General features: G+C 72.5%; 19 protein-coding genes. 10 read left to right on the top strand and 9 right to left on the bottom strand.

The window, feature by feature from the left end; translation table 11 throughout:
* The first annotated feature begins 183 nt into the window (after window positions 1-183).
* Window positions 184-642, top strand: a complete 459-nt coding sequence (locus ABT295_RS20275; RefSeq protein ID WP_352396210.1) for a ChaB family protein — start codon at window positions 184-186, stop codon at window positions 640-642.
* 145 nt (window positions 643-787) lie between these two features.
* On the top strand, window positions 788-1,711 hold the full coding sequence (locus tag ABT295_RS20280; protein ID WP_352396211.1) for a universal stress protein: 924 nt from the start codon (window positions 788-790) through the stop codon (window positions 1,709-1,711).
* 48 nt (window positions 1,712-1,759) lie between these two features.
* Here the strand turns inward: ABT295_RS20280 and ABT295_RS20285 are convergent, their stop codons facing one another.
* Window positions 1,760-2,206, bottom strand: coding sequence for an SRPBCC family protein (locus ABT295_RS20285; protein WP_352396212.1), 447 nt, complete (start codon window positions 2,204-2,206; stop codon window positions 1,760-1,762).
* Between the two features lie 136 nt (window positions 2,207-2,342).
* Here ABT295_RS20285 and ABT295_RS20290 point away from each other — a divergent pair, with 136 nt between their 5' ends.
* Window positions 2,343-2,729 (top strand): VOC family protein, encoded by a 387-nt coding sequence (locus tag ABT295_RS20290; protein WP_352396213.1) that lies wholly within the window; start codon window positions 2,343-2,345, stop codon window positions 2,727-2,729.
* Between the two features lie 26 nt (window positions 2,730-2,755).
* Here ABT295_RS20290 and ABT295_RS20295 read toward each other — a convergent pair whose 3' ends face one another.
* The 3 genes from ABT295_RS20295 to ABT295_RS20305 form a co-directional block, all read right to left on the bottom strand.
* Complete coding sequence (locus ABT295_RS20295; RefSeq protein ID WP_352396214.1) at window positions 2,756-3,106, bottom strand: HIT domain-containing protein; 351 nt, start codon at window positions 3,104-3,106, stop codon at window positions 2,756-2,758.
* Complete coding sequence (locus ABT295_RS20300) at window positions 3,103-5,535, bottom strand: Tex family protein (protein ID WP_352396309.1); 2,433 nt, start codon at window positions 5,533-5,535, stop codon at window positions 3,103-3,105. Before ABT295_RS20300 ends, ABT295_RS20295 begins: the two co-directional genes overlap by 4 nt.
* Before the next feature lie 140 nt (window positions 5,536-5,675).
* On the bottom strand, window positions 5,676-7,082 hold the full coding sequence (locus ABT295_RS20305) for an amidase (RefSeq protein ID WP_352396215.1): 1,407 nt from the start codon (window positions 7,080-7,082) through the stop codon (window positions 5,676-5,678).
* 127 nt (window positions 7,083-7,209) lie between these two features.
* Between ABT295_RS20305 and ABT295_RS20310 the strand changes: the two genes are divergently transcribed.
* The gene (locus ABT295_RS20310) at window positions 7,210-7,641 is read left to right on the top strand and encodes a hypothetical protein (RefSeq protein WP_352396216.1); all 432 of its coding nucleotides are present in this window, start codon (window positions 7,210-7,212) and stop codon (window positions 7,639-7,641) included.
* Window positions 7,642-7,842: 201 nt separating this feature from the next.
* Window positions 7,843-7,992, top strand: a complete 150-nt coding sequence (locus ABT295_RS20315) for a hypothetical protein (protein WP_352396217.1) — start codon at window positions 7,843-7,845, stop codon at window positions 7,990-7,992.
* A gap of 22 nt (window positions 7,993-8,014) precedes the next feature.
* Here ABT295_RS20315 and ABT295_RS20320 read toward each other — a convergent pair whose 3' ends face one another.
* On the bottom strand, window positions 8,015-8,467 hold the full coding sequence (locus ABT295_RS20320; protein WP_352396218.1) for a hypothetical protein: 453 nt from the start codon (window positions 8,465-8,467) through the stop codon (window positions 8,015-8,017).
* 446 nt (window positions 8,468-8,913) lie between these two features.
* Entirely contained in the window at window positions 8,914-9,558 is a 645-nt protein-coding gene (locus ABT295_RS21200; protein WP_502991237.1) for a DUF6318 family protein, read from the bottom strand.
* Between the two features lie 234 nt (window positions 9,559-9,792).
* Here ABT295_RS21200 and ABT295_RS20330 point away from each other — a divergent pair, with 234 nt between their 5' ends.
* Entirely contained in the window at window positions 9,793-10,380 is a 588-nt protein-coding gene (locus tag ABT295_RS20330) for a DoxX family protein (protein WP_352396220.1), read from the top strand.
* A 197-nt stretch (window positions 10,381-10,577) separates the two neighbouring features.
* On the opposite strand, the gene ABT295_RS20335 is transcribed toward ABT295_RS20330, so the two are convergent.
* Complete coding sequence (locus tag ABT295_RS20335) at window positions 10,578-14,426, bottom strand: S8 family serine peptidase (RefSeq protein WP_352396221.1); 3,849 nt, start codon at window positions 14,424-14,426, stop codon at window positions 10,578-10,580.
* Between the two features lie 486 nt (window positions 14,427-14,912).
* Between ABT295_RS20335 and ABT295_RS20340 the strand changes: the two genes are divergently transcribed.
* Window positions 14,913-18,254 carry a TM0106 family RecB-like putative nuclease gene (locus ABT295_RS20340; RefSeq protein WP_352396222.1) on the top strand — a complete coding sequence of 1,114 codons (3,342 nt, stop codon included), beginning with the start codon at window positions 14,913-14,915 and terminating at the stop codon, window positions 18,252-18,254.
* Window positions 18,255-18,293: 39 nt separating this feature from the next.
* On the opposite strand, the gene ABT295_RS20345 is transcribed toward ABT295_RS20340, so the two are convergent.
* Window positions 18,294-18,749: a hypothetical protein gene (locus ABT295_RS20345; RefSeq protein ID WP_352396223.1), complete on the bottom strand. Its 456-nt coding sequence runs from the start codon at window positions 18,747-18,749 to the stop codon at window positions 18,294-18,296.
* A 41-nt stretch (window positions 18,750-18,790) separates the two neighbouring features.
* On the bottom strand, window positions 18,791-20,230 hold the full coding sequence (locus tag ABT295_RS20350) for an ADP-ribosylglycohydrolase family protein (RefSeq protein ID WP_352396310.1): 1,440 nt from the start codon (window positions 20,228-20,230) through the stop codon (window positions 18,791-18,793).
* Between the two features lie 155 nt (window positions 20,231-20,385).
* On the opposite strand from ABT295_RS20350, the gene ABT295_RS20355 reads away from it, so the two are divergent.
* The 3 genes from ABT295_RS20355 (at window position 20,386) to ABT295_RS20365 (ending at window position 22,545) form a co-directional block, all read left to right on the top strand.
* Window positions 20,386-20,748: a hypothetical protein gene (locus ABT295_RS20355; protein ID WP_352396224.1), complete on the top strand. Its 363-nt coding sequence runs from the start codon at window positions 20,386-20,388 to the stop codon at window positions 20,746-20,748.
* The gene (locus tag ABT295_RS20360; protein WP_352396225.1) at window positions 20,741-21,187 is read left to right on the top strand and encodes a hypothetical protein; all 447 of its coding nucleotides are present in this window, start codon (window positions 20,741-20,743) and stop codon (window positions 21,185-21,187) included. The genes ABT295_RS20355 and ABT295_RS20360 overlap by 8 nt, the downstream gene beginning before the upstream one ends.
* A gap of 113 nt (window positions 21,188-21,300) precedes the next feature.
* Window positions 21,301-22,545: a lipid II:glycine glycyltransferase FemX gene (locus ABT295_RS20365; protein WP_352396226.1), complete on the top strand. Its 1,245-nt coding sequence runs from the start codon at window positions 21,301-21,303 to the stop codon at window positions 22,543-22,545.
* Window positions 22,546-22,556 lie beyond the last annotated feature (11 nt).

The following is a 22,556-nucleotide window of genomic DNA, read 5'->3' on the forward strand; positions in this document are numbered from 1 at the left end:
CGGTGTGGTGAACCGTCGGGTCAGGTCGTGCGGCGCCACGTCCTCACCGTCGGCCTCCGTACCCCGTCACCCCTGTCGGTGAACACGGGTCCCCGACCGCAGCCGATCCCGTATGCCGTTCGCGCGCGAGGGCGCCGCGGCCGGGGTACGTGACGGGTACCGACCCCGACGAGGAGGACCGCGATGCCCACGAAGAAGCGATCGAGCACGTCCGCGCAACGGAAGGGCTCGGCCGACATGCCGTCGACCCTCGAGCGGTCGCCGCGCAAGGCCCAGGAGACGTGGCTCGCGACGCACGACGCGGCCGTCGAGCAGTACGGCGAGGGAGAGCGCGCCCATCGCACCGCGTTCGCCTCGCTCAAGCACTCCTTCGAGAAGGTCGGCGACCACTGGGAGGAGAAGGCGGAGAAGGGCCCGAGCGACGCCCAGGCGGAACGCCGTGGCGCCGAGGCCCGGGCGCACCGTGACGACGGCGACTCTGCCGGTGGGGTCGACGCGAACGCCACGAAGCAGCATCTCTACGACATCGCGAAACGGCTTGATGTCAAAGGCCGCTCGCAGATGTCCAAGGACGAGCTGGTGGAGGCGATCCAGCGCGCGAACAACCGTGCCACTGCTGCCGCACGCGAGGCCGACGCCTAGGCCCGCGAGCCCGCCTCCCGGCATACCTCGTCGGGCGTGGCGGCCCTGTCTGAGTGGTCACACTGCCCCGCCGAGGGGGGTGCCCGGCGAGACGATGGAGGTGTCCGGAGCGAGTCCGGCGCGATCCACGGAAGAGGTGCTCACCATGAACGGCCAGGCACGAACCACCCACGGCATCGTCGTCGGGTACGACGGTTCGGCAGGATCCCAGCTCGCGGTCGAATGGGCCGCCGAGACGGCACGGCAGCAGGGGCGGCGCCTGACGCTGATGCACAGCGTCAACCTGGCCACCGTCCCCGCCTTTCCCGCCATGGACGTCTCGCAGCTCGAGCCGTCGCTCGAGAACGCCGCCAAGTCGCTCGTCGACGAAGGTGCCGAGCGCGCCGGCGCATCGCTGGACGCCTCGCAGATCGAGACGCAGTACTGGCTGGGCAGCCCGGCCGTGCAGCTCGTCGACGCGTCGCGCGACGCCGACCTCGTCGTCGTCGGGAGCCGGGGTCGCGGACGCATCCGCTCCGGGCTGCTCGGCTCGACGTCGTATGCCGTCGCCGCCCACGCGCACTGCCCCGTCGTCGTCGTGCGCGGACCCGAGGGCGAGGCTCCGGACGACGTGCCGGCGCCGCCGCGTCCCGGACGTGACCACGACGTCGTCGTCGGCATCGACGACTCCGATGCCGCGCTGCGCGCCGTCGGCGCCGCCGCCGAGGTCGCCGAGCGTGAGGGCGCCGTGCTGCACGTCGTCCGCGTCGCCCACCCGAGGTCGATGGAGGCGTGGACCTACGCCGAGACCGCCAAGGGCGGCACCGAGGAGACACACGCGTTGCGCGACCACGCCGAACAGTCGGTGACCCGCGCCGCGAGCCGCGTGCGTGCGCAGCACCCCAAGGTCGTCGTCACGACCGAGGTGCTCTACGGAGACGCGGGCCACGCGGTGGCCGAACTGAGTGCAGGCGCAGGCCTGCTCGTCGTCGGCTCGCGCGGGCACGGCGGATTCACCGGCATGCTGCTCGGTTCGGTGAGCCACCGCGTCATCCACGACGCGACCTGCCCGGTCATGGTCGTCCGCTGACGCGGCATCATGCGCTCTCCGGTCAGACCGGGTGCCTCCGACCCCGGTTCAGCTCCCGAGGGCTGAGCTGAACCGGCCGAGGGCGTCGTCCCAGCGGGCCTTGTCGCCGGCGCCGTCCTCGGCGATGCCCTCGCCCTCGTGGTAGAGGTCGACGCGGGTCTTCGAGCCGTCGGGTCTCAGCTGCAGGTCGACGATGCTGAGGGGGCCGTCCTCGTGCGGGTGCCACGACACACGGATCTGCTCCATCGGGTGGTAGCTGCGCACCACCCCGTGCGGACCGTCGGCGCTGTGCCACGACTCGCCCTTGTTGCCCAGGGTGACGCCGGGCCCGAGCAGGGCCTCCGTGCCGTGGGCGCTGATGAGGTGCTGCCACACCTTCTCGACGGGTGCCTCGACCGTGACGGTCGAGTGCACGCCCGCGGGAGACCCGTCGAGGTCGCTCTCCTCGGCGCTGTCGGGGTTCGACTCGGTTGACCTGCTCTGCGTGGAGCTCATGGGCACCTCCGGTTCGCGTGGGCGGGCCCCCTGATGGGCCGGACCCACCACAGACAGTCGACCAAAGACTGCGCCCGATGACAATGGTCCGGCGGGATCCGATCCGCACGGTCCCTCCGGGCCCTAGCCTCGGAAGATGATCGACCACTACGGCATCAACTGCTCCGACCTGCAGGCGAGCGCCCGCTTCTACGACGCCGTGCTCGGGGTGCTCGGCTACACCCGGCAGATGGACGTCGGAGTGGCCATCGGCTACGGGCCGGAGGGGCACCCCGAGTTCTGGATCAGCGCCTGGCAGGGGGAGGAGCCGAACCGCGAGATGCACTGCGCCTTCGCGGCGGCCAGCGTCGATGCGGTCCGGGCCTTCCACGCCACCGCCCTCGAGCACGGGGCCGAGTCGCTGCACGAGCCGCGGCTGTGGCCGGAGTACCACCCCGGCTACTACGGCGCCTTCGTCCGTGACCCCGACGGCAACAACGTCGAGGCCGTCTACCACCGGGCCGGGCCCGACGCCGACGGCTGAGGGGTCGTCGGCCCCTGCCCGTGCCCTCAGCGCAGCGGGTCGCCGCTGCTGACGTGGACGTGCAGGTGCTTGGAGTCCTGGTAGCGGCCGAGGTTCGTCAGCACGGCGGCCGCGCCGTGCTCGGCCTCGACCCCGCGCGCCACACGCTGCACGACGGCGAGCAGGTCGCGCACGTCTGACTCGTCGTCCGCGGTCACCGTCGTCAGCGACCCGAGGTGGCGCTTGGGCACGACGACGACGTGCACCGGCCAGAAGGGCCGCGTGTGGTGGAACGCGAGCACGGTCCCCGTCTCCTCGACGACGTCGAGTGCCTTCGGGTGAGGCAGTGCCACGTCGCAGTAGAAGTCGTCGCCCGAGTAGGGCGCCCCGGCCGTCATCCCTGGTAGCCGGCGCGCCGCAGGGCGTCGGCGATGGAGCCGGTGGCCGGGGCGTCGTCGCGACGCGGGCGGGAGCCCTGCCCCGAGCCGGGACCATGCCCGGAACCCTGCCCGGAGCCACGACCTTGTCCCGAACCCCCCGGACGACCCTGGCCTCCGCCGGGGCGCCCCTGGCGGCCGCGGGACTGGCCCGGTCGTGCGTCACCGGCGTCGCGTGCGCCGGTCGCGCCGGGGGTGGGCACCTCGTCGTCGAGGCGGAGCGTGAGGGAGATGCGCTTGCGCGGCACGTCGACGTCGAGCACCTTGACCGTGACGACGTCGCCCGGCTTGACCACCTCGCGCGGGTCGCGGACGAAGTTCCTCGAGAGCGCCGAGACGTGCGCGAGCCCGTCCTGGTGCACGCCGACGTCGATGAAGGCGCCGAAGGCGGCGACGTTGGTGACGACCCCCTCGAGCGTCATCCCCGGCTTGAGGTGCTTGATCTCCTCGACCCCCTCCTTGAAGGTGGCCGTCTTGAACGTGGGTCGCGGGTCGCGACCCGGCTTGTCGAGCTCGCTGATGATGTCGGTCACCGTCGGCAGGCCGAAGGTGTCGTCGACGAAGTCGGCAGGCCGGATCGTCTGCAGCGCAGCGGAGTTGCCGATCAACGACGTCAGCTTCTGCCCGGTCGACTCGAGCATCCGGCGCACGACCGGGTAGGCCTCGGGGTGCACGGCCGAGGCGTCGAGCGGGTCGTCGCCACCGGGGATCCGGAGGAAGCCGGCCGCCTGCTCGAAGGCCTTGGGTCCGAGCCGCGGCACGTCCTTGAGGGCGGAGCGGGAGCGGAACGGGCCGGCCGTGTCACGGTGGGTGACGATGCTCTCGGCGAGCCCGTGCGTGATGCCGGAGACGCGGGTGAGCAGCGGCGCGGACGCCGTGTTGACGTCGACCCCGACCGCGTTGACGCAGTCCTCGACGACGGCGTCGAGGGAGCGCGACAGGGCGACCTGCGAGAGGTCGTGCTGGTACTGCCCGACCCCGATCGACTTCGGGTCGATCTTGACGAGCTCGGCGAGCGGGTCCTGCAGGCGCCGGGCGATGGAGACGGCGCCACGCAGCGAGACGTCCATGTCGGGCAGCTCCTGCGACGCGAACGCCGAGGCGGAGTAGACCGAGGCGCCGGCCTCCGAGACGACGGCGGACGTCAGCCTGAGCTCCGGGTGGGCCTTGATGAGGTCTGCCGCGAGGCGGTCGGTCTCGCGGGACGCGGTGCCGTTGCCGATCGCGATCAGCTCCACCGAGTGCTCGGCGGCCAGCCGGGCGAGGGTCGCGAGGGAGCGGTCCCACTGGTTCTGCGGCACGTGCGGGTAGATGACCTCCGTGGCCACGACCCGCCCGGTGCCGTCGACGACCGCGACCTTGACGCCGGTGCGGAAGCCCGGGTCGAGGCCCATCGTCGCGCGCGCGCCGGCGGGCGCCGCGAGCAGCAGGTCGCGCAGGTTCGCGGCGAAGACGCGGACGGCCTCCTCCTCGGCGGCACGGCGCAGCTGCATCCGCGCGTCGATGCCGAGGTGGACGAGGATCTTGGTGCGCCAGGCCCAGCGCACCGTGTCGGCGAGCCACTGGTCCGCGGGCCGGCCCTGGTTCTCGACCCCGAAGCGGTGCGCGATGGCCCGCTCGTATGCCGTGGGGCCCGGCTGCTTCTCGGCGCTCGGGTCGTCGGGGGAGATCTCGAGCGCGAGCACTTCCTCCTTCTCGCCGCGGAAGAGCGCGAGGATGCGGTGCGACGGCAGCTTGGAGAGCGGCTCGTCGAACTCGAAGTAGTCGGAGAACTTGGCGCCCTCGTCCTCCTTGCCGGCGCGCACGCGCGAGGCGAGGTGTCCCTGCTTCCAGACGCGCTCGCGCAGGTCGCCGATGAGGTCGGCGTCCTCGGCAAAGCGCTCGACGAGGATGGCCCGCGCGCCGTCGAGTGCAGCGGCGGCGTCGGCGACCTCGCGGTCGGCGTCGACGAATCCGCTTGCTGCGCTGGCCGGCTCGGTCTCGGGCGAGGCGAGCAGCAGCTCGGCGAGCGGCTCGAGGCCAGCTTCCCGCGCGATCTGCGCCTTGGTGCGGCGCTTGGGCTTGAACGGCAGGTAGATGTCCTCGAGGCGGGCCTTGGTCTCGGCGGCGAGCACCTGTGCCCGGAGGGCGTCGTCGAGCTTGCCCTGCTCCTCGATGCTGGCAAGCACCGCGGTGCGCCGCTCCTCGAGCTCGCGCAGGTAGCCGAGGCGCTCCTCGAGCGTGCGCAGCTGGGTGTCGTCGAGACCGCCGGTGACCTCCTTGCGGTAGCGCGCGACGAACGGCACCGTGGAGCCGCCGTCGAGCAGCCCCACGGCGGCACTCACCTGGCCGTCGCGGACGCCGAGCTCCTCGGCGATGCGTCGTTCGATCGAGGGCCTGCTCGCCTGCATGGTCACGCGGTTGATCTCCTAGTCCGACGACACCCGGGGTCCTGCATTCTGCCCTGTGGGGGCTGTCGGAGGCGACCGGGGTGGGCACGGAGCCCACCGCGACGGCGGGTGGGGGGCGGGCGGCATACGGCCCCGGTGGCTCAGGAGTGGATGGGCCACCGGGGCGTGAGGTCGGTGGACCGGTGCCGCTCGAACCAGTGGAGCGCCCGCAGCACGCCCTCGTCGTCGAAGCGACGCCCCGCGATCTGCACGCCGATGGTGCGCCCGTCGGGGGTGAAGCCGGCGTTGGTGGTGCCGGCGGGCTGTCCCGACAGGTTGAAGGGCGCGGTGAAACCGATGTGCGACATCGCTGCGTCGCCGTCGCCCCAGGGCATCGGCCACTCCGCGGGGAAGGCGCTCATCGGCGCGACGGGTGAGAGGACGAGGTCGTAGGGGGCGGTGGCGGCGACGGTGGCCTGCTGGATGGCCATCGTGCTCGCGTAGTCGCGCATCACGGTGCGGCCGTCGACCGCGCACGCCGCCTCGACCCAACGGCGCACGAAGGGCAGCACGCGGGACCGCGCAGCGTCGTCCAGCGCGTCGAGGTCGACGAGGGAGCGGACCCGCCAGAACCGGTCGAGATCGGCCAGCCAGCCGGGCTGCATGAACGGCGCGAGGGGCTCGACCACGGCACCGGCCGAGGCAAAGACCTCCGCAGCGCGCTCGACGGCCTCGCGAACGGCCGGCTCGACGGGGGAGCCGCAGCCCGCGTCGAGGAGGAGTCCGACGCGTAGACTCGTCGGGTCGAGGTCGGTCACGGTGGCCGAGAGGCGTTGCGGCGCAAGGCTCGTCCAGTCGCGGGCGTCCGGGCGGCTGAGGACCGAGAGCAGGAGCGCGGCGTCGGCGGCCGAGCGCGTCAGGGGGCCGGCGGCGCGGCCGAGGTAGGGCATGTCGAGGGGCACCCGCCCTGCGCTCGGCTTGAGGGTCGTCAGGCCGAGCCAGGTGCCGGGGAGGCGGATCGATCCGCCGATGTCGGTGCCCACGTGCAGCGGGCCGTAGCCGGCCGCGGCGGCGGCGCCCGCGCCGGAGCTCGACCCGCCTGTCGTCAACGACGGGTCCCACGGGGAGCGCGTGATGCCGTGCAGGCTCGAGACGCCGGAGCTGAGCATGCCCCAGTCGGGCATGACGGTTGAGCCGAGCAGCACGGCGCCGGCCTCGTCGAGGCGTTCGACGGCGGGGCTGCTGCGCCGGGGAACGGTCGGTGTGACGCCCGCGTTGCCGGCAGGCATCGGTACGCCGGCGCGGCCGAGGTTCTCCTTGACGGTGACGGGCACGCCGTCGAGCGGGCCGCGCGGCCGGTGGTCACGCCAGCGCTGCTCGCTCGCGCGGGCTGCCTGACGCGCGGCGTCGAGGTCATGCACCCAGAACGCGTTGAGGGTGGGCTCGCGCGCCTCGACGACGGCCCGTACGTCGTCGAGCACCTCGACGGGCGACATCGTCCCGACCGCGTATGCCGTCAACAGCTCGGTCGCGCTCAGGGCCGCGGGGCGGGTGTCGCCGTGCGGCATGCGCTCTCCTTCGTCGATGGTGGGTCGCGAGCTCGCCAGCGGGTCGCGGGCGGCTGGGGACCCGGATCCACGCTAACCCGGAGGGCGCGTCGGCACGACTGTCACCGGTCGCGGGCATGCTCCTTGCATGCGCTTCGACGAGCTGCCCAGTGGCTGGGCCCAAAGACCCATCACCGACCCCGAGGTGTTCGAGGGAGTCGTCGACCTCATCGCGACCGAGCCATCCCGGGAGACCGGCGCGATCTACCTGCTGCTGTGCCACCCGAACGGCCGGCTGCTCCAGCCGGTCTGCCTACCGGCAGGTCGTGGAGGACCGGGGGCCCGGCCGGACGAGGAGGTGCGGCAGGTGCTGGCCGAGGCGGCTGGTCACGGGGTGCTCGATGTCGTCGTGGTCGTCGCCCGGGCCGGCGATCCCGGGGTCTCGGCGGGTGACGGACGGCTGCGGGCCGAGGTGGGGGCGGCCTGTCGGGCGGCCGGGTGCACGCTGCGCGGCATGGCGGTCGCGACGCCGCAGGGCGTGAGGGTGCTGCCGCTGCACGCCCCCTCGGCGGCAGCCTGAGCGGGGGGGAGGGGAGGCTGGGCGGCGGGAGGAGACGAATGATCGAGAGGGGCTGGACCGGCGGGGGAGGCCTGTCGGGAGTAGCGTCCAGGGGGCCGGCGGTGGTGCCACCGGGCGATGGGATGACGGGAGGCAGTGGTGACCGACGTGCATGGGGAACCGAGTGAGCCGGACGAGGCGTCCGGCGCCGAGGCGCCGGACGTGGAGTCCTCAGGGGAGGTGGCCCAGGCGTCGGAGTTCGGCGGTGAGGCCAGCGCCTCCACCGGGCCGGACGGCGTCGCGGAGCGGTGGGACCTTGACGCGCAGGACGAGGACGCCCTGCTGGGGCCCGAGGCCGACGACAAGGGCTAGCCGGCGTCGGGCGTGGATGCGATCAGTGGTTGACGAGCACGCTTCGGGCCTCCCGCACGGTCACGGTGGTGGTCGGGCCGGGCACCGTGACGGTGGAGGGGATCTCGTCCCAGCTGCGCCCGTCGAGGCTGAAGTCCGCACCGAACGTGGTGTCGACCCGGACCGAACGGGCTCCCGGCGACCGGTAGACGTGGGTGATGTCGCCGTCGGGGTAGACGCCGCCGCGCGACGACGTCGGTCCGAGGGTGGAGCCGTCGCCGAAGACGTAGGTGAAGCCGATGAGCTTCGGACGGATCTGCACCGGGATGCCGCGCAGGACCGAGCGGTCCACCTCACCCGGCTCGAAGCCTTGGGCGGCCCAGCGCACGGCGTAGAACGTCGGGAGGTTGACGAGAGTCGTGTTGCCGGCCGGCTGGCTCGTGACCCGTGGCTTGGCCCATGGCGTGCGCATGAACTGCGCCTTGAGGTCGGCCATCGTCAACGTCGGTCGCGCCCCCGGAGCCACTTCTGTGTGGCATGTGAGCCCGCTACTGCTCCAGGGCTCAACGACCCGAGGCCCAACCAGAGTCTGACGCCAGATCCTTGCCAGTGGTCCCACCGTGTCCGGCGGGCAAGATTTCAAGGCACGACTGCAAAGGACGTCCTCATTCGGAGTGCCAGGGACGGCTTCGTCGCAGTCAGCCAGTGTGCGGTACTCATAGACACGCGTGGGTTTCCCGCTGCCGATTATCGTGCCGCCGTGGTCGCCTGGAAACTTAGGAAGCGCTAGTACCTGCTCACGGCTCAGTAAGCCGACAGCCGCGTAGTACTGATTAGTCTCGCAACCCACGACGTCCTTGCCGCTACAAGCATTGGCGACGGTCGGTACGACCAGCGACGAAGCGATCACGGACAAGGTGGTCCCGAGCAAACGCGAAATTTTCATGCTGGACGGCCCAAATCTTGAACGACCCAGTGTTTATCGAAGCTCAAGACCGCTACGAAGGCACCAGAGCCTGCCTTCGTGGTGTCGACCTTTTTTCCTGTCTTGTCGACGACAGGAACCGAGAACTGTTCGAGCCGCACGAGCACTTGACGGGACTTGGAGTTGAAGACTGTGGCCGAAGAAAAGGTGACTCGCAGGGTGGTGCCCGCATGATGTTGCCCCGCGCGTTCCAGCTGTGCCGCAGACTCACTTAGCGATACGCATATCTGACACGACGGGGCGAATAGACCATCCAAGGAGCTTGGAGAACCTTGCTGGAAAGCGCGGCTCAACTGCTCGAAGTAGAAGCGGCCGAACGCGGCAGCGCCGCCTATTGAATTCTGGCGGGCTGCCGCCGGGATCCGAGCCATGACTGGGTCTGCGCTCGGCTTCGTGGCCGGAGTGGTGCTGGTCGACGGTGGGGCAGGCGTGCTCGTCGTGCCGGACGAGCCGGTCCCCGACGTCGTCGGCGGTGCGGTCGTCGAGGACGCAGGCGGGGTCGCGCCTCCGCCGGTGCAGCCCGTCAACGCGACCACCGCGACGAGCCCTAGCCCGACGGCAGTGCGAACCTGGCGGGCTCGGTGCGGAGTGACTGCGGTCATCGGCTTCCCCTGCGCTCATGACACAACGGCGACGTCACACGATCGTGCCGCAAAACGAGTCAGCGCCGCAGGCTTCGTCCACAACTTCCTGTGTCGCAACCGGTTTCGCCCGGTTTCGCCTGTCTCCCACATCACATGACATTGTCTGGAACCTGTCGAGAACCTACTACTACACTTTGTAGTACCGACAGAGATAGCTGCCGGAACACAAGTCGAGTTCTGGAGTTGAGTTCCATGGGCACCATTCCCCGCGACACGCACGCGCAAGGCACCGCGCAAGCCACCGCTCACGACCCCACCAAGGGTGTCGTCACCTTCCAGGAGGAGGTCGTCCGCTCTGCCGTCGCCCGGCGTCTGCTCGCCGGTCTGCGCATTGTGCTCGGCTTCACCTTCCTCTGGCCCTTCATCGACAAGATGTTCGGCCTGGGCTACATGACCCCGTCGGCCAGGGCATGGATCCACGGCGGCACGCCCGCCCAGGGCTTCATGAAGGGCGCTGAAGGCCCGTTCGCCAGCTTCTTCAAGAACATCGCCGGCCCGTGGGCCGACTGGCTCTTCATGGCAGGCCTGCTCGGCATCGGTGTCGCCCTCCTCGCCGGCGCCGGCCTCAAGCTCGCGGCGTGGTCGGCCGCGCTGCTCCTCGCGCTGATGTACCTCGCCGAGTTCCCCCTCGGCACGACCGGCGCGTACACGAACCCGCTCATCGACAGCCACTGGATCGAGGCATTCGGCATCGCGGTGGTGGCCGCGACCCTCTCCGGGGACACCTGGGGACTCGGCAAGTGGTGGGGCCGTCATGTCGGTAACGGCATCCTGCGGTGAGCCGGGGCGGTGACCGCGACCACCGTCACGGTCACCGGCACGGGCCCCCGGGCCCGAGCGCCGAGGCGGTCCTCCTCCGAGGACCGCCTCCCTCGTGTCCCCGCCCGACGGGCCTGTGCCGCCCGGCTCCGGACAGACGTATGCCGCCCGCCCCCGAGGGGACGGACGGCATACGGCGTGGGGCGCTGGCCGGTGGCTCAGCGCACCTTGAGGGCGACGACGCGCGACACGGAGGGCGCGTACGACGTCGAACCGTTGTACGTCGCCTTGACCGAGTGCGTGCCGCGGGCGAGGACGGGCGCCTTGAGCACCGCCCGGCCCGAGACGACGGTCGCCGTGCCGATCACCTTGGAGCCGTCACGGAAGGTGACGGTGCCCCGGGTGGCGGTGGGCGCGACCTTGGCGGTCAGCGTCGGACGACCGCCGTACCTGTAGTCGACGCTGCTCGAGCTGAGCGTGGTCGCGCTGGTCAGGCCCTTGACGGTGACCGTGACGGCGGGCGAGGTGCTGCCCAGCGTCGAGAGGTCCCCGCCGTACGTGGCCGTGAACGACGTGACCCCGCGCGGCAGGCTGCGCACCCCGAGGGACGCCTTGCCGGCCGTGACCGTCGCCGTGCCGAGCTTCTTGCCCGCGTGGAAGAACGTCACGGTGCCCGTGGCGTTCGAGGGGCTCACGGTGGCGGTGAGCGTCGTGCGGCCACCGTAGGTGAAGGTCGACGGGCTGGCCGTCAGCGTCGTCGTCGAGATCGCCTTGACCCGCACGACCTCGGCACGGCGCAGGTCCGTGTTGAGGTGGTGGATGAGCAGCAGGCCGAGGGGCTTGTCGCTCGCCATGGCCGCGTCGTCACGACGGACCATCAGCTTCTCGCCCGGCAGGTCGGTGTTCAGCTGGGTGCCGAAGTCACCGAAGGCCGAGAGGCCCGCCGAGGCGAGGCTCACCGTGAGGGGCGCCTTGTCCGAGCCGACGGCGTCGACCTGGCCGGACTGGGAGAACGACTGCACCCAGTAGCGCACCTTCGGCGAGGCGCCCGAGACGAGGCCGGCGTCCATGAGGGCACCGACCGAGACCGGGAGCGCGAGCGAGTCGCTGTTGAACGCGTTCGTGTCCAGCGACCCGTCGACGCCGTTGACGAGCTGGTCGTCGATCAGCTTGCCCACCTTGCCGGGGCGCAGGTCGAGCAGCTCCGACAGGAAGTAGTCGAAGTCGTCGGTGCCGGTGCTGGCGCGGGTGTTGTAGACGACCGCGTCTGCGGTGCCGTCGCCGTTCGTGTCGAGGAAGACGTCGAACTCCGTCGACGACGCGGGCGTGCGCCACGAGCCGTGCGTGCTGATGCCGAAGCTCAGCGTCGCGTCCTCGAGGCTGCCGGCGTCGGGGGCGTCCGAGGCCGCCCCGACGTAGCGCAGGTCGGCCCCACGGTCGTCGCGGGTCGACGTGCACCCGACGACGAGGGTCGACGAGCAGGAGGGCAGCCGCCCGCTCTGGGCCTGCAGCTGGAAGGTCGACACCGTCGAGGCGTAGGCCTCGTTGCCGGTGCCCTGGTCGAGACCCTGGCCGGCCAGCGTCAGCTGACCCGTCTTGACCGCGCCGCCGCTGACCCTCACCGTCGAGGACGACGACGACATCGAGGAGGCGGCCCGGGGAGCAGACCAGACGGGCACGCGCAGCGCGCCGCCCGAGGTGTTGTTCACCGGCGTGAGCACCATGCGGCCGCTCGCGTCGGCGCGGTAGTTGCGCTGCAGGCCGGCCTCGAGCGGGTCGGCGACGGTGGTCGGGTCCTGCACCGCGCGCAGGGCCGAGCGGGTGAACCGTGCGGTCACCGTGACGTCGGCCGAGGCACCGGGCGCGAGCGAGATCTGGCTCGGGCTGAAGGTGTAGGTCGCACCCGGCGTCGGGTGCGCGGCCTTGTAGGCGATCGTGTACGCGGCCGTGCCGACGGGGCGCTTGTTGACGACACGGACGGTCTTGCTCACGATCTGCGTCGCCGAGGTGACGGCGACCGGGCCGAACGAGACGCTGACGGCGCCGGGGTCGTTCGTGACGTACGCGAGGGTGGAGGTGTCCACCGCCGCGTCGGCGACGACCCGGCCCGCACCGACCCGCTCGGGGCCGAAGACGGCGCCCGTGTGGTTGGGGCCGACGTAGACGTCCTGGGTCGCGGTGTTCATGATCGCGGCCTTGACCTCCTCGACGCTCCACGAGCGGTGCGCGCCGCGTACGAGCGCGGCCTCTCCCGCGACGTGCGGCGACGCCATCGACGTGCCGCTCTCGGAGATCCCCTCGTTGCCCGTGCCGACGGCGACCGAGAAGGTCGTCACGCCGGGCGCGGCGACGTCGGGCTTGACGTTGCCGGAGACACCGATGCCGCGCGACGAGAAGTCGGCGAGCTGGTCGATGGCGGCGGCGTTGACGATCGACACGCTGTTGCGCAGCGCGTTGGTCATCGTCACCCGGACCGGCGTCGACGCGTCGAGCTGCGCCTTGATCGCGGTCGTGGCCTGGGCGATCGTGATCATCGCCGGGATGTCCTTGTCGCCCGTGACGCCGGCCGAGAAGGAGTTGGTGTCGCTGCCGTAGATGACGCCGATCGCGCCGGCTGCCTTGGCGAGCCCGGCGCGGGCGGCCGAGCCGCAGCGACGGTCGGCGCCCTCGGTCCACATCTGCAGGACGACCGTGCCGGCCACCTTCTGTGCGTCCGCCGTCGAGTACGGGGCGCAGCCGTCGGTGTTGTTCGTGTCGCTCGGGGCGGCGGCCCAGTTGCCCACCGCCGAGACCGGCACGTTCGTGACGCCCGGCTTGGTCGTCCAGTCGTAGGCGACCGACTTGAGCGCGGCGAAGACGTTGTCGCGCTTGCCGTCGACGGTGTTCGCCGGCTCGATGCCGGCGGGGGAGTCGACCTTCAGGCCGTCGACGACGTCGTTGCCGTCGTCGGACGCCGCGACCCCGAGCACGCGCGGGGCGTTGCCGGGCGAGCCACCGACCTCGTAGACGTCGCCGGAGTTGCCGATCGAGGCCACGACGACGGTGCCGAGCGCGGCGAGGTTGTTCGACGCGACGGAGTCGGGGTCCTCGGGCGAGCCGTAGGAGCTGCCGAGCGACATGTTGACGACGTCGAGGTGGTCGGAGACGTCACCGTCACCGTTCGGGTCGGCCGCCCAGTCGAGCGCCCGGCCGACGGCGTCGGTCGAGCCCTCGCAGCCGAACACCTTGAGGGCGTAGAGCGAGGCCTCGGGTGCGACGCCGGGGCCGATGTCGAGCTTCGACGGCGCGATGGGCGCGGTGTAGCCGCCGCGCCACGTCGTGCCGTCGGCGGCGACGCCGTAGCCCGCCGTCGTGCCCGCGACGTGGGAGCCGTGGCCGTCGCAGTCGATGGGGTTGGCATCCGGGCTGAGGACGGGGTTGTACGTGTCGGACGTCGGGTCGGCGTTGTAGTCGTCGCCGACGAAGTCGTAGCCGCCGACCACCTTGGCGGTCGGCGTGAAGGCGTTGGAGGCCGACGCCGCCTGGAAGGCCTGGACCGTGCCCGGGCCGCCGAAGTCGGCGTGGGTGTAGTCGATGCCGGTGTCGATGACGCCGACGCGAACTCCCTTGCCCGTGTTGCCCTTGGCGGCCCAGACCTTGGGAGCGCCGATGAGGGGCACCGAGGAGGAGTTCGTGAGGGACTTGGGCGTGAGGCGGTGGATCGCCTTGACGCCGGGGATCGCCGCGAGTGCCTTGAGCCGGCTCGCGTCGGTCTGGACCGCGATGCCGGAGTAGACCGCGTGCACCTTGTAGAGCGTGCGCGCCCGGGTCGCCGACGCGCCGAAGCGCGACTCGATGCTCGTCTGGGCCCGCTTGATCGCCTTCGTCTGGTCCTTGGCCGCCGTCGTGGCGGCCGACGTGCCCCTCGCCCGGGCCGACCCGAAGGTGCGGGCGGCGGGCGCGGCGTCGAGCTCGATCATGACCGAGACCGGGCCCTTGGCCGAGCGCAGCCCGGCGTCGACCTTGTCACCGGGCGTGCGTTGCGTGCCGGCCCCGAACGAGCCGGCGCCCCGGACGGAGTCGGGCACCGTGGCGTTGGAACGATGCCCCGTGGGGCTGGGGGTGGGACTGGGATTCGACGCCGCGGTCGCTGCCGGGGCCCCGAGCGTGGCGGCCACGAGTGCCGTGACGGCGCCCGCTCCCACCGATCCAACCAGGCTGCGACGTCCGCGCCGCGAGCCTCGAGAATTGTTCGACACACATCCTCCTTGCGCAGCGCCGATCGTGAGCCGGGTTGTCGCCCCCGGTTGATCACGTGAGGGCCCCTGCCCCCGAGACTGCTTGCCGCGCCTCGCGCAACATATCCGCGAACAGGGACAGCGACACCTCGAAACGTTCCTGAAATTCCGCTGGGAGCCGGGATCGGCGCCGAACGGGTCGCAGCGGAGGTCGCGGCGCCGTGCGCGGACCGTGCCGGGGGTGCTGTCACGCCGGGCCTCCGGGCCGCGCGTGGCCCCCCGGGCCCGCGTGTGGACGTCCGGGCCCTGTCGGTGGCGGACGGCATACTCGCTCGCATGCAGCGCATCGACGGTCACCTCGTCCTCAGCCCCACGGACCTGACCAAGCACGTCGCCTGCGCGCACATCACGACCCTCGACCTCGAGGCGCTCGAGGGCGGGCGGGCGGGCGTGCGCGCGAGCGGCACCGACGACTCGCTCAACCTCGTCTTCGCCAAGGGGCTCGAGCACGAGCACGCCTACCTCGAGCGCCTGCGGGCCGAGGGGCGTGTCGTCGAGGACGTGGCAGCCCTGGGCCTGCGCGGCGCCGCGGCCGAGGCGGCCACCGTCGACGCGATGCGCCGGGGCGTCGACGTCGTCTACCAGGCGACCTTCTTCGACGGGCACTGGGTCGGCCTCGCCGACTTCCTCGTGAGGGTCGACCTCCCGGACGGTGAGCGCAGCGACCTCGGCCCGTGGCGCTACGACATCGCCGACACCAAGCTGGCGCGCCGGCTCAAGGTTCCCGCGCTGCTGCAGATGGCGACGTATGCCGCCCGGCTCGAGACGTTGCAGGGCGTGCCCCCGCAGTGGCTGACCGTCGTCACCGGTGACACCGAGACCCACCCGTGGCGCCTCGTCGACGTGGCGCCCTACGCCCGGCGACGCCGGGAGGAGCTGCTCGACGCCATCGCCCGCCCGCGTCCCACCGAGTCGGCGCGCGTGCAGCACTGCGGCCAGTGCCGGTGGAAGGAGCGCTGCGCCCAGGAATGGCTCGAGCGGGACGACCTCATCCAGGTGGCCGGCATGCGCTCCGACCACCGCGCGGCGCTCGTCGAGCTCGGCATCCCCACCCTGCGCTCGCTCGCCGAGGCCGGCGAGGACGACCTCGCGCCCGCCCTGTCGACGGCCACCCGACGTCGCCTGCACCAGCAGGCCCGCCTGCAGCTGGCCGAACGCGAGAGCGGCCGCGCACAGTTCGAGCTGCTCGACCCCGAGCCGGCGCGCGGGCTGCAGATGCTGCCCGAGCCCGACGAGGGCGACGTCTACCTCGACTTCGAGGGTGACCCGTGGGCCGAGGGTGGGGCGGGCCGTGAGTACCTCGCAGGTATCTGGACGAGGCAGGGGGAGTTCGTCGAGTTCTGGGCGCACGACTTCGCCGCCGAGGGCCGGCTGACGACCGGGCTGCTCGACTGGCTCACCGACCGTTGGCGCCGGTTCCCCGGCATGCACGTCTACCACTACGCCCCCTACGAGACGACCGCGCTCAAGCGTCTCGTCGGCCAGCACGCGACCCGCGAGGCCGAGCTCGACCAGCTGCTGCGCCACGAGGTCTTCGTCGACCTCTACGCGGTCGTGCGGCAGGGCCTGCGCATCAGCAAGGGGTCGTACTCCATCAAGAAGCTCGAGGAGTTCTACTGGGGCCACACGCGATCCGCCGACGGCGGTGGTGTGGCCGACGGGCTCTCGTCCGTCGTCGAGTACGAGCGGTGGCTCGCCGGCCGCCAGGACGGGTCGGCCGAGCAGCGCATCCTCGACGAGATCCGCACCTACAACGAGGAGGACGTCCGGTCGACGCTGGCGTTGCACGAGTGGCTCGAGGCGCGCCGCTCCGACCTGGCGGCTGCCGGTCATGCGCTGACGCGCCCGGTGCCCGAGCCGTTGCGCGAGATCGGCGACGACGAGCGCGCCGAGATCGAGCTGACCGAGCGCCTCGTCGCCGCCGGTGACGATCTGCTCGCCGGACTGGTCGGCTGGCACCGCCGCGAGAAGCGGCCCGAGTGGTGGGACTTCTTCCGCTACAAGGAGCTCGAGACCGCCGAGCTCGTCGAGGACGGCACCGCGATCGGCGACCTCGGCGAGCCTGAGGAGATGCGCGTCGTCAAGCTCTCGAAGGTGTGGCGCTACCCCTTCCCGCCGCAGGACTGCAAGGTCTCGCTCGGCTCCTACGTGCCGGACGTCGACACCCACGCCACGGTCGGCAGGGTCGTCGACCTCGATCCCGTCGAGGGATGGGTGGAGCTGTCCATGAAGAAGTCGCTGCTCGCGCCCCGGCCGCGCGGCCTCGGCGGGCCGGGGCCCGTCATGGACCGCGTGCTGCGGGAGAGCATCGCGCGCACCGGCGAGCTGGCGCTGGCCGGTGGGGAGAACCTGGCCCTGCGACTCGTGCGCCGCAGGGTGCCGACGCCCGAGGTGCTCGCCGCCCGCCCGGGCGAGGAGCCCAAGGACGTCGTCGTCCGCGTCGGGCTGGGACTGCAGGGCGAGGTGCTCGCCGTGCAGGGCCCTCCCGGCACCGGCAAGACCTACGCCGGCTCGGCGCTCATCCGCGAGCTGCTCGACGCCGGCCTCCGCGTCGGCGTCACGGCGCAGTCGCACGCGGTCGTGCTCAACCTCCTCGAGGAGGTGGGCCGGCCGGCGTTGCACAAGGACGGCACGAACGCCGACCCCGACGCGCCGCCCGTGCGGCCGTCCCTCGTCGAGCACACGACGAGCAACGACGAGCTGGCCGCCCGCCTGGCCTCGGGTGAGGTGCGCCTCGCCGGTGGCACCGCCTGGCTGTGGTCGCGCGACGACATGGTCGACGCCGTCGACGTGCTCGTCGTCGACGAGGCCGGCCAGTTCTCGCTCGCCAACGCTGTCGCGGTCGCGCCCGCGGCCCGCTCGCTCGTGCTGCTCGGCGACCCGCAGCAGCTGACCCAGCCCACGAAGGCCGTGCACCCCTACGGCTCCGGCGTCTCGGCGCTCGACCACCTGCGCACCGGTGCCGACGGGGTGCACGACGTCATCCCGGCCGACCGCGGTGTCTTCCTCGACCAGACTCACCGGATGCACCCCAGCCTCACCGCGTTCGTCTCGGAGCTGGCCTACGAGGGTCGGCTGGCGTCAGCTCCCGGGCGCGAGCGCCTCGGCGTCGAGGCGCCCGGCGCGCTCGCGGGTGACGGGCTGCGCTGGGTGCCGGTCGTGCACGAGGAGCTGTGCGAGCAGTCGAGCCGGCAGGAGGCCGCCGTCGTCGCCGACCTCGTGGCCGACCTGCTGCGCGGCACGTGGACCACCGCCGACGGGGGGACCCGCCCGCTCGAGCTCTCGGACGTGCTCGTCGTCGCCCCCTACAACGCCCACGTCGCCACGCTCGCCCAGGCCCTGCCCGAGGGGGCCCGCGTCGGCACGGTCGACAAGTTCCAGGGGCAGCAGGGGGCCGTCGTGATCTACTCGCTGGCCAGCACGACCGCGGCGCTTGCGCCCCGGGGCGTCTCCTTCCTCTACGACGTGCACCGGCTCAACGTCGCGATCTCGAGGGCGAGGGCGCTCGCCGTCCTCGTCGGGAGCCCGCTGCTCACCGACGCCGAGGTGCACACGCCCGAGGAGCTGCGAGCCGTCAACGCCCTGTGCCGCTACGTCGACGAGGCCAAGGTCGTCTGAGGCCGGCCGTGACCGCCGCTGGCTGGTGGGGGATCGGCGTCAGTGGCGGCGCGGGAGGGTGGCGAGGTCGGCCTCGACGACCGCGCGGTCCTCGGCGTCGGCGACCGACCTCAGGGCCTCGCGCGCCTCGGCCTCGAGACGTTCCGCCGCGTCGAGGTCACCGCCCACGGCGGCGGCGCGGGCCGAGGCCTCCAGCGCGGCGGCGAGGTCCCAGTCGTCCACGTCACCCGCGCGGGCGATCGCGACGTAGCGCGCCGCGTGGTGGGCGGCCGTGTCGGCCTGGCCGAGGGTCGCGTGCACGCGCGAGCACAGCCAGTGACCGCGGCCGACGTTCGACGGGCGGACGCCGGGCGCCTGGCTCCAGTGGTAGGCGGAGGCGTGGGCCGTCGCCACCATGAGGTCGTCGTCGTCCGGGGTGCGTGCGGCTCGGTCGAGCAGCTCCCACGTCGCGTTGTAGAGGTCGACGCCGAGGCGCCGGTGGTCCAGCTCGCTCATGTCCCAGAACCTAGCGCGGGAGCAGTGGACCCGTCCGGCAGTCAGGCCCCGTGGGCGGCGACGTGCCAGAGGCGTCCCTCACCGAGTATGCCGGGCAGGGCCTCCCGGATCGAGCGCTCCGCGAGCTCGGGGGCGACACCGAGGTCGACGGCATACCGGAGCGCGACGGCAGGCGTGCGCTGGATGCCGTGACGGCAGTGGACGAGCACCCGCTTGCCCTCGGCGCGGAACTGGCGCAGCGCGGAGGAGGCGTCGTCGAGCACGAAGTCGAGGTGCGGGTTGGCGGCCTCCTGCTCCTCGTCGTTGATCCAGAACTCGATGTGGTCGCGAGCCGTCATCCCGGACGCCGGGATGTCCTCGAGCCCGAGGGCGCACAGCGACACGATCGCCTGGACGTCGAGCTCGTCGGCGCGGGCGAGGTCGGTGATGGTGCCGAGCACGATGTCGGGGTCGATGGGGTGCGGCACCCCGAGCGCCGGGATCGCCGGGTCGCCCATGGAGGCCACCGACGGCCACTCTCCGGGGCGGCGGCCGTTCACCGAGGTCGACACGGCGAGCTCGACGAGGTCGTGGGCCCGCAGGCCCGGCCAGCCGTGCACCATCCGACGCCACTGGGTGGGCACCGCCGACGCCCCGTAGCGTGCGCCGAGGAGCGAGCCGGCGATCGCGGCCACGGTGTCGGTGTCGTGACCGGCCCGCACGGCAGCCTGCAGCCCGCGCTGGAGGTGCATGGCGGACCCGTCGCCGCGGTCGGTCGTCGTGATGGCGGCCCACGCGTCCTGGAGCGCCGTCACGGTGTAGCCGTTGTCGCCGAAGCTGCCCGGCTCGGCGCCGGTCGCCGCCTCGATCCAGTCGCCCCACCGGCCGGCGTGCGCGGCGCTCACGAGGTCGAGGCCGGCGGCGAGGTCGAGGCGTCCCTCGGTCACGGCCACGCGAACGGCCTCCGACCACAGCACGGCCGAGTCGCCGGCGAGCGGGTCGGTGTGGGTGAGCTCCGCGATGGCCCGCGCGGCGCGCGCCGTCGCCGCCCGGTCGTCGAGCGCGGAGACACCGACGATCGAGGTGCGCATCAGGGCCCCGTTGCCCGCGGTGAGCCCGGTGCGGGCGTGCAGCGCCTCGCTCGCGCGCGTCAGCCGCTCGTGCGGGCGTCCCGAGAGGCCCTTCGCCTCGGTGAGCACGGCCTTGGTCTGGATGCCCACGTCGGTGGCCCCGCCGTCGAGCCACGCGGTGAAGGCCTCGGCGACGGCGTCGAGCCCGTCCGACGAGCTGAGGTCGATGCCGCGAGCGGCCACCTGGGCCACGCAGAGCGTCATCTGGGTGTCGTCGCTCCACTCGCCGGGCTCGTAGGGCCCGAGGCCGCCGCCCTTCATGACCGCCTCGCCCACCGGGGGAGCGGCCATCTCGTAGGGCACGCCCAGCGCGTCGCCGCACGCCTCACCGAGCAGCACTCCGGCGGCACGGTCGACGGCGAGGGGACGCATCGGCACGGGAACTCCTCGAGGCTGCGCGCGGGGCTGGGAGCAGGGCTGGGGACCCGGGTGGGTCGCGGCGCTGGTGGGCACCGGCACGAAACTACCGGCAGCGCCGACGTCGGGCCGCGACGGTCCGACCGGCGGCGACGCCGTACGCTTCTCGGGTGCTCCAACCCCTGACCGTCGTGCTCCTCGTGGCGTGCGGCCTGCTCGGCCTGCTGGCCGCCCACCACCTGCTGCGTCGGCGCCTCGTCGACGACCCGCTCATCATCGTCGGCGGTGTGCTCGAGCTGGGCCTGCTCGTCCAGCTCGTCGTCGGGCTGGCCCGCTCGTCGGCCATCGCCGACGGCGCGGAGCGGGCCACCTTCATCGCCTACCTCTTCACCGTGCTCGTCGTCGTGCCGGTGGCCGTCGTCATCGCGATCAAGGAGAAGACGCAGTGGGCCATGGCGGTCGTGCTCGGCGGCGCCCTCGTCGTGGCCATCCTCGTCGCCCGCCTCCAGCAGGTCTGGACCCTCAATGTCTGAGTCGACGCAGAGCCCCACGACCCCGCCCGCCCGACCGCACACCGGGCACGGCTTCGGCCGGCTCCTCGTGGCCGTCTACGGCCTGCTCGCCCTCGCGGCGACCGGTCGCTCGATCCTGCAGATCAGCGAGTACTTCGACCGGGCCCCCGCCTCCTACGTGCTCTCGGCGCTCGCCGCGGTCATCTACCTCGTCGCGACCGTCGGCCTCGCCCGCGGCGACCGCGCCTCGGTGCGGCTCGCGACGGGTGCGCTGGGGGTCGAGCTGCTCGGCGTGCTCGTCGTCGGCGCGATCTCGTATGCCGTCCCGTCCGCCTTCCCGGACAAGACGGTGTGGTCGCACTTCGGCTCGGGCTACGGCTACGTCCCGCTCCTGCTGCCGGTGCTCGGCCTCTGGTGGATCCGCCGGACCGCACGCGCGACCGCCGCTGCCGACGCCTGACGGCGGGGTCCCGGGCGCGAGCACCGGCACGAGCACCGGCACGGGCACCGACACGGGCGACGGCGCGCGGGTGGCGTCGGAGGAGTGAACCCCGCGCCGCTAGGGTGGCGCCCATGACCGAGCAGACCCCCGTCACGGCGCCGCTCTCGACGTCGGCCCCCGTCACCGGGCCTCCCACGTGGCCGCTCACCGTGCGCGAGATCACGCCCGACGAGGCCGTCGAGACGCTCCTCGAGGTCGGTGGCAGCTTCCTGCAGACGCCGGCCTGGGGCCGCGCCAAGCAGGGGTGGCGCCGCACCCACCTCGGCTGGTTCGACGCCACGGGCCGACGCGTCGGGGCCGGGCTCGTGCTCTCCCGCACGATCCCGCGCCTGTCCCGCTCGTACGCCTACCTGCCCGAGGGGCCCGGGCTGCCCTGGGACCTCGTGGCCGAGGACCCCACGCGCTGGCTCGACCCCCTCGTCGCGTGGGCCAAGGACGCGAAGGCGTTCGCGCTGCGGCTCGGCTACCCGGTCGTCTCGCGCGTGTGGGACCGGGAGCCCGTCAAGAAGCAGGTCACCGACAGCGGCCTGCTCAGCTTCACCAGCCTGCCGGCCGCCGTCGACAACCCGTCCGCCCGGCGGCTCGAGGCCTGGCTCGACCGCAACGGCTGGCTGCCGCTCGGGGCCGACGGCGTGGCCGTCGGCCAGCCGCGCCTGCTGTGCGTCGTCGACCTGCGGGGCCGCACGGACGCCGAGCTGCTCAAGGGCATGAACCAGCAGTGGCGACGCAACGTCAAGAAGGCCGAGAAGGCCGGCGTTCAGGTGCGGGCCGTCGGTCCCGAGGGACTCGACACCTTCCACGACCTCTACGTCGAGTCGGCCCGGCGCGACAACTTCCTGCCCCGGCCCAAGGCCTACTTCGACGTCATGGCGCGCTCCTTCGCCTCCGACGACGACGGCCCGGTGTCGGCGCGCTTCTACGAGGCCCACGTCGACGGCGACGTGCTCGCCTCGGCGCTGATGATCCGCTTCGGGCGCACCTTCTCCTACCTCTACGGCGGCTCGACCGAGCGCAACCGCGACGCCCGGGCGTCGAACGCCCTGCAGTGGCAGGCGATGCGCGACGCCGCGGCGGCCGGGTGCGAGGCGTACGACTTCCGCGGCTTCAACACCTCGCTCGGGGCCACCAGCCCGCTGACGGGTCTGCTCCTCTTCAAGCTCGGCGCGGGGGCCGACGTCGTCGAGATGGTGGGCGAGCGCGAGCTCGTGCTCAGCCGTTTCTGGCACCTCGCGTTCGAGAAGGCGATGGCCGCACGGATAGCGATCAACAAGCGCCGCAAGGCTGCCCGCGCATCGGACGACGCCAGGGACGTGTGACGCAGAACGGC

This window comes from Terrabacter sp. NPDC000476 (assembly GCF_040300125.1).
Classification (GTDB): Bacteria; Actinomycetota; Actinomycetes; order Actinomycetales; family Dermatophilaceae; genus Terrabacter.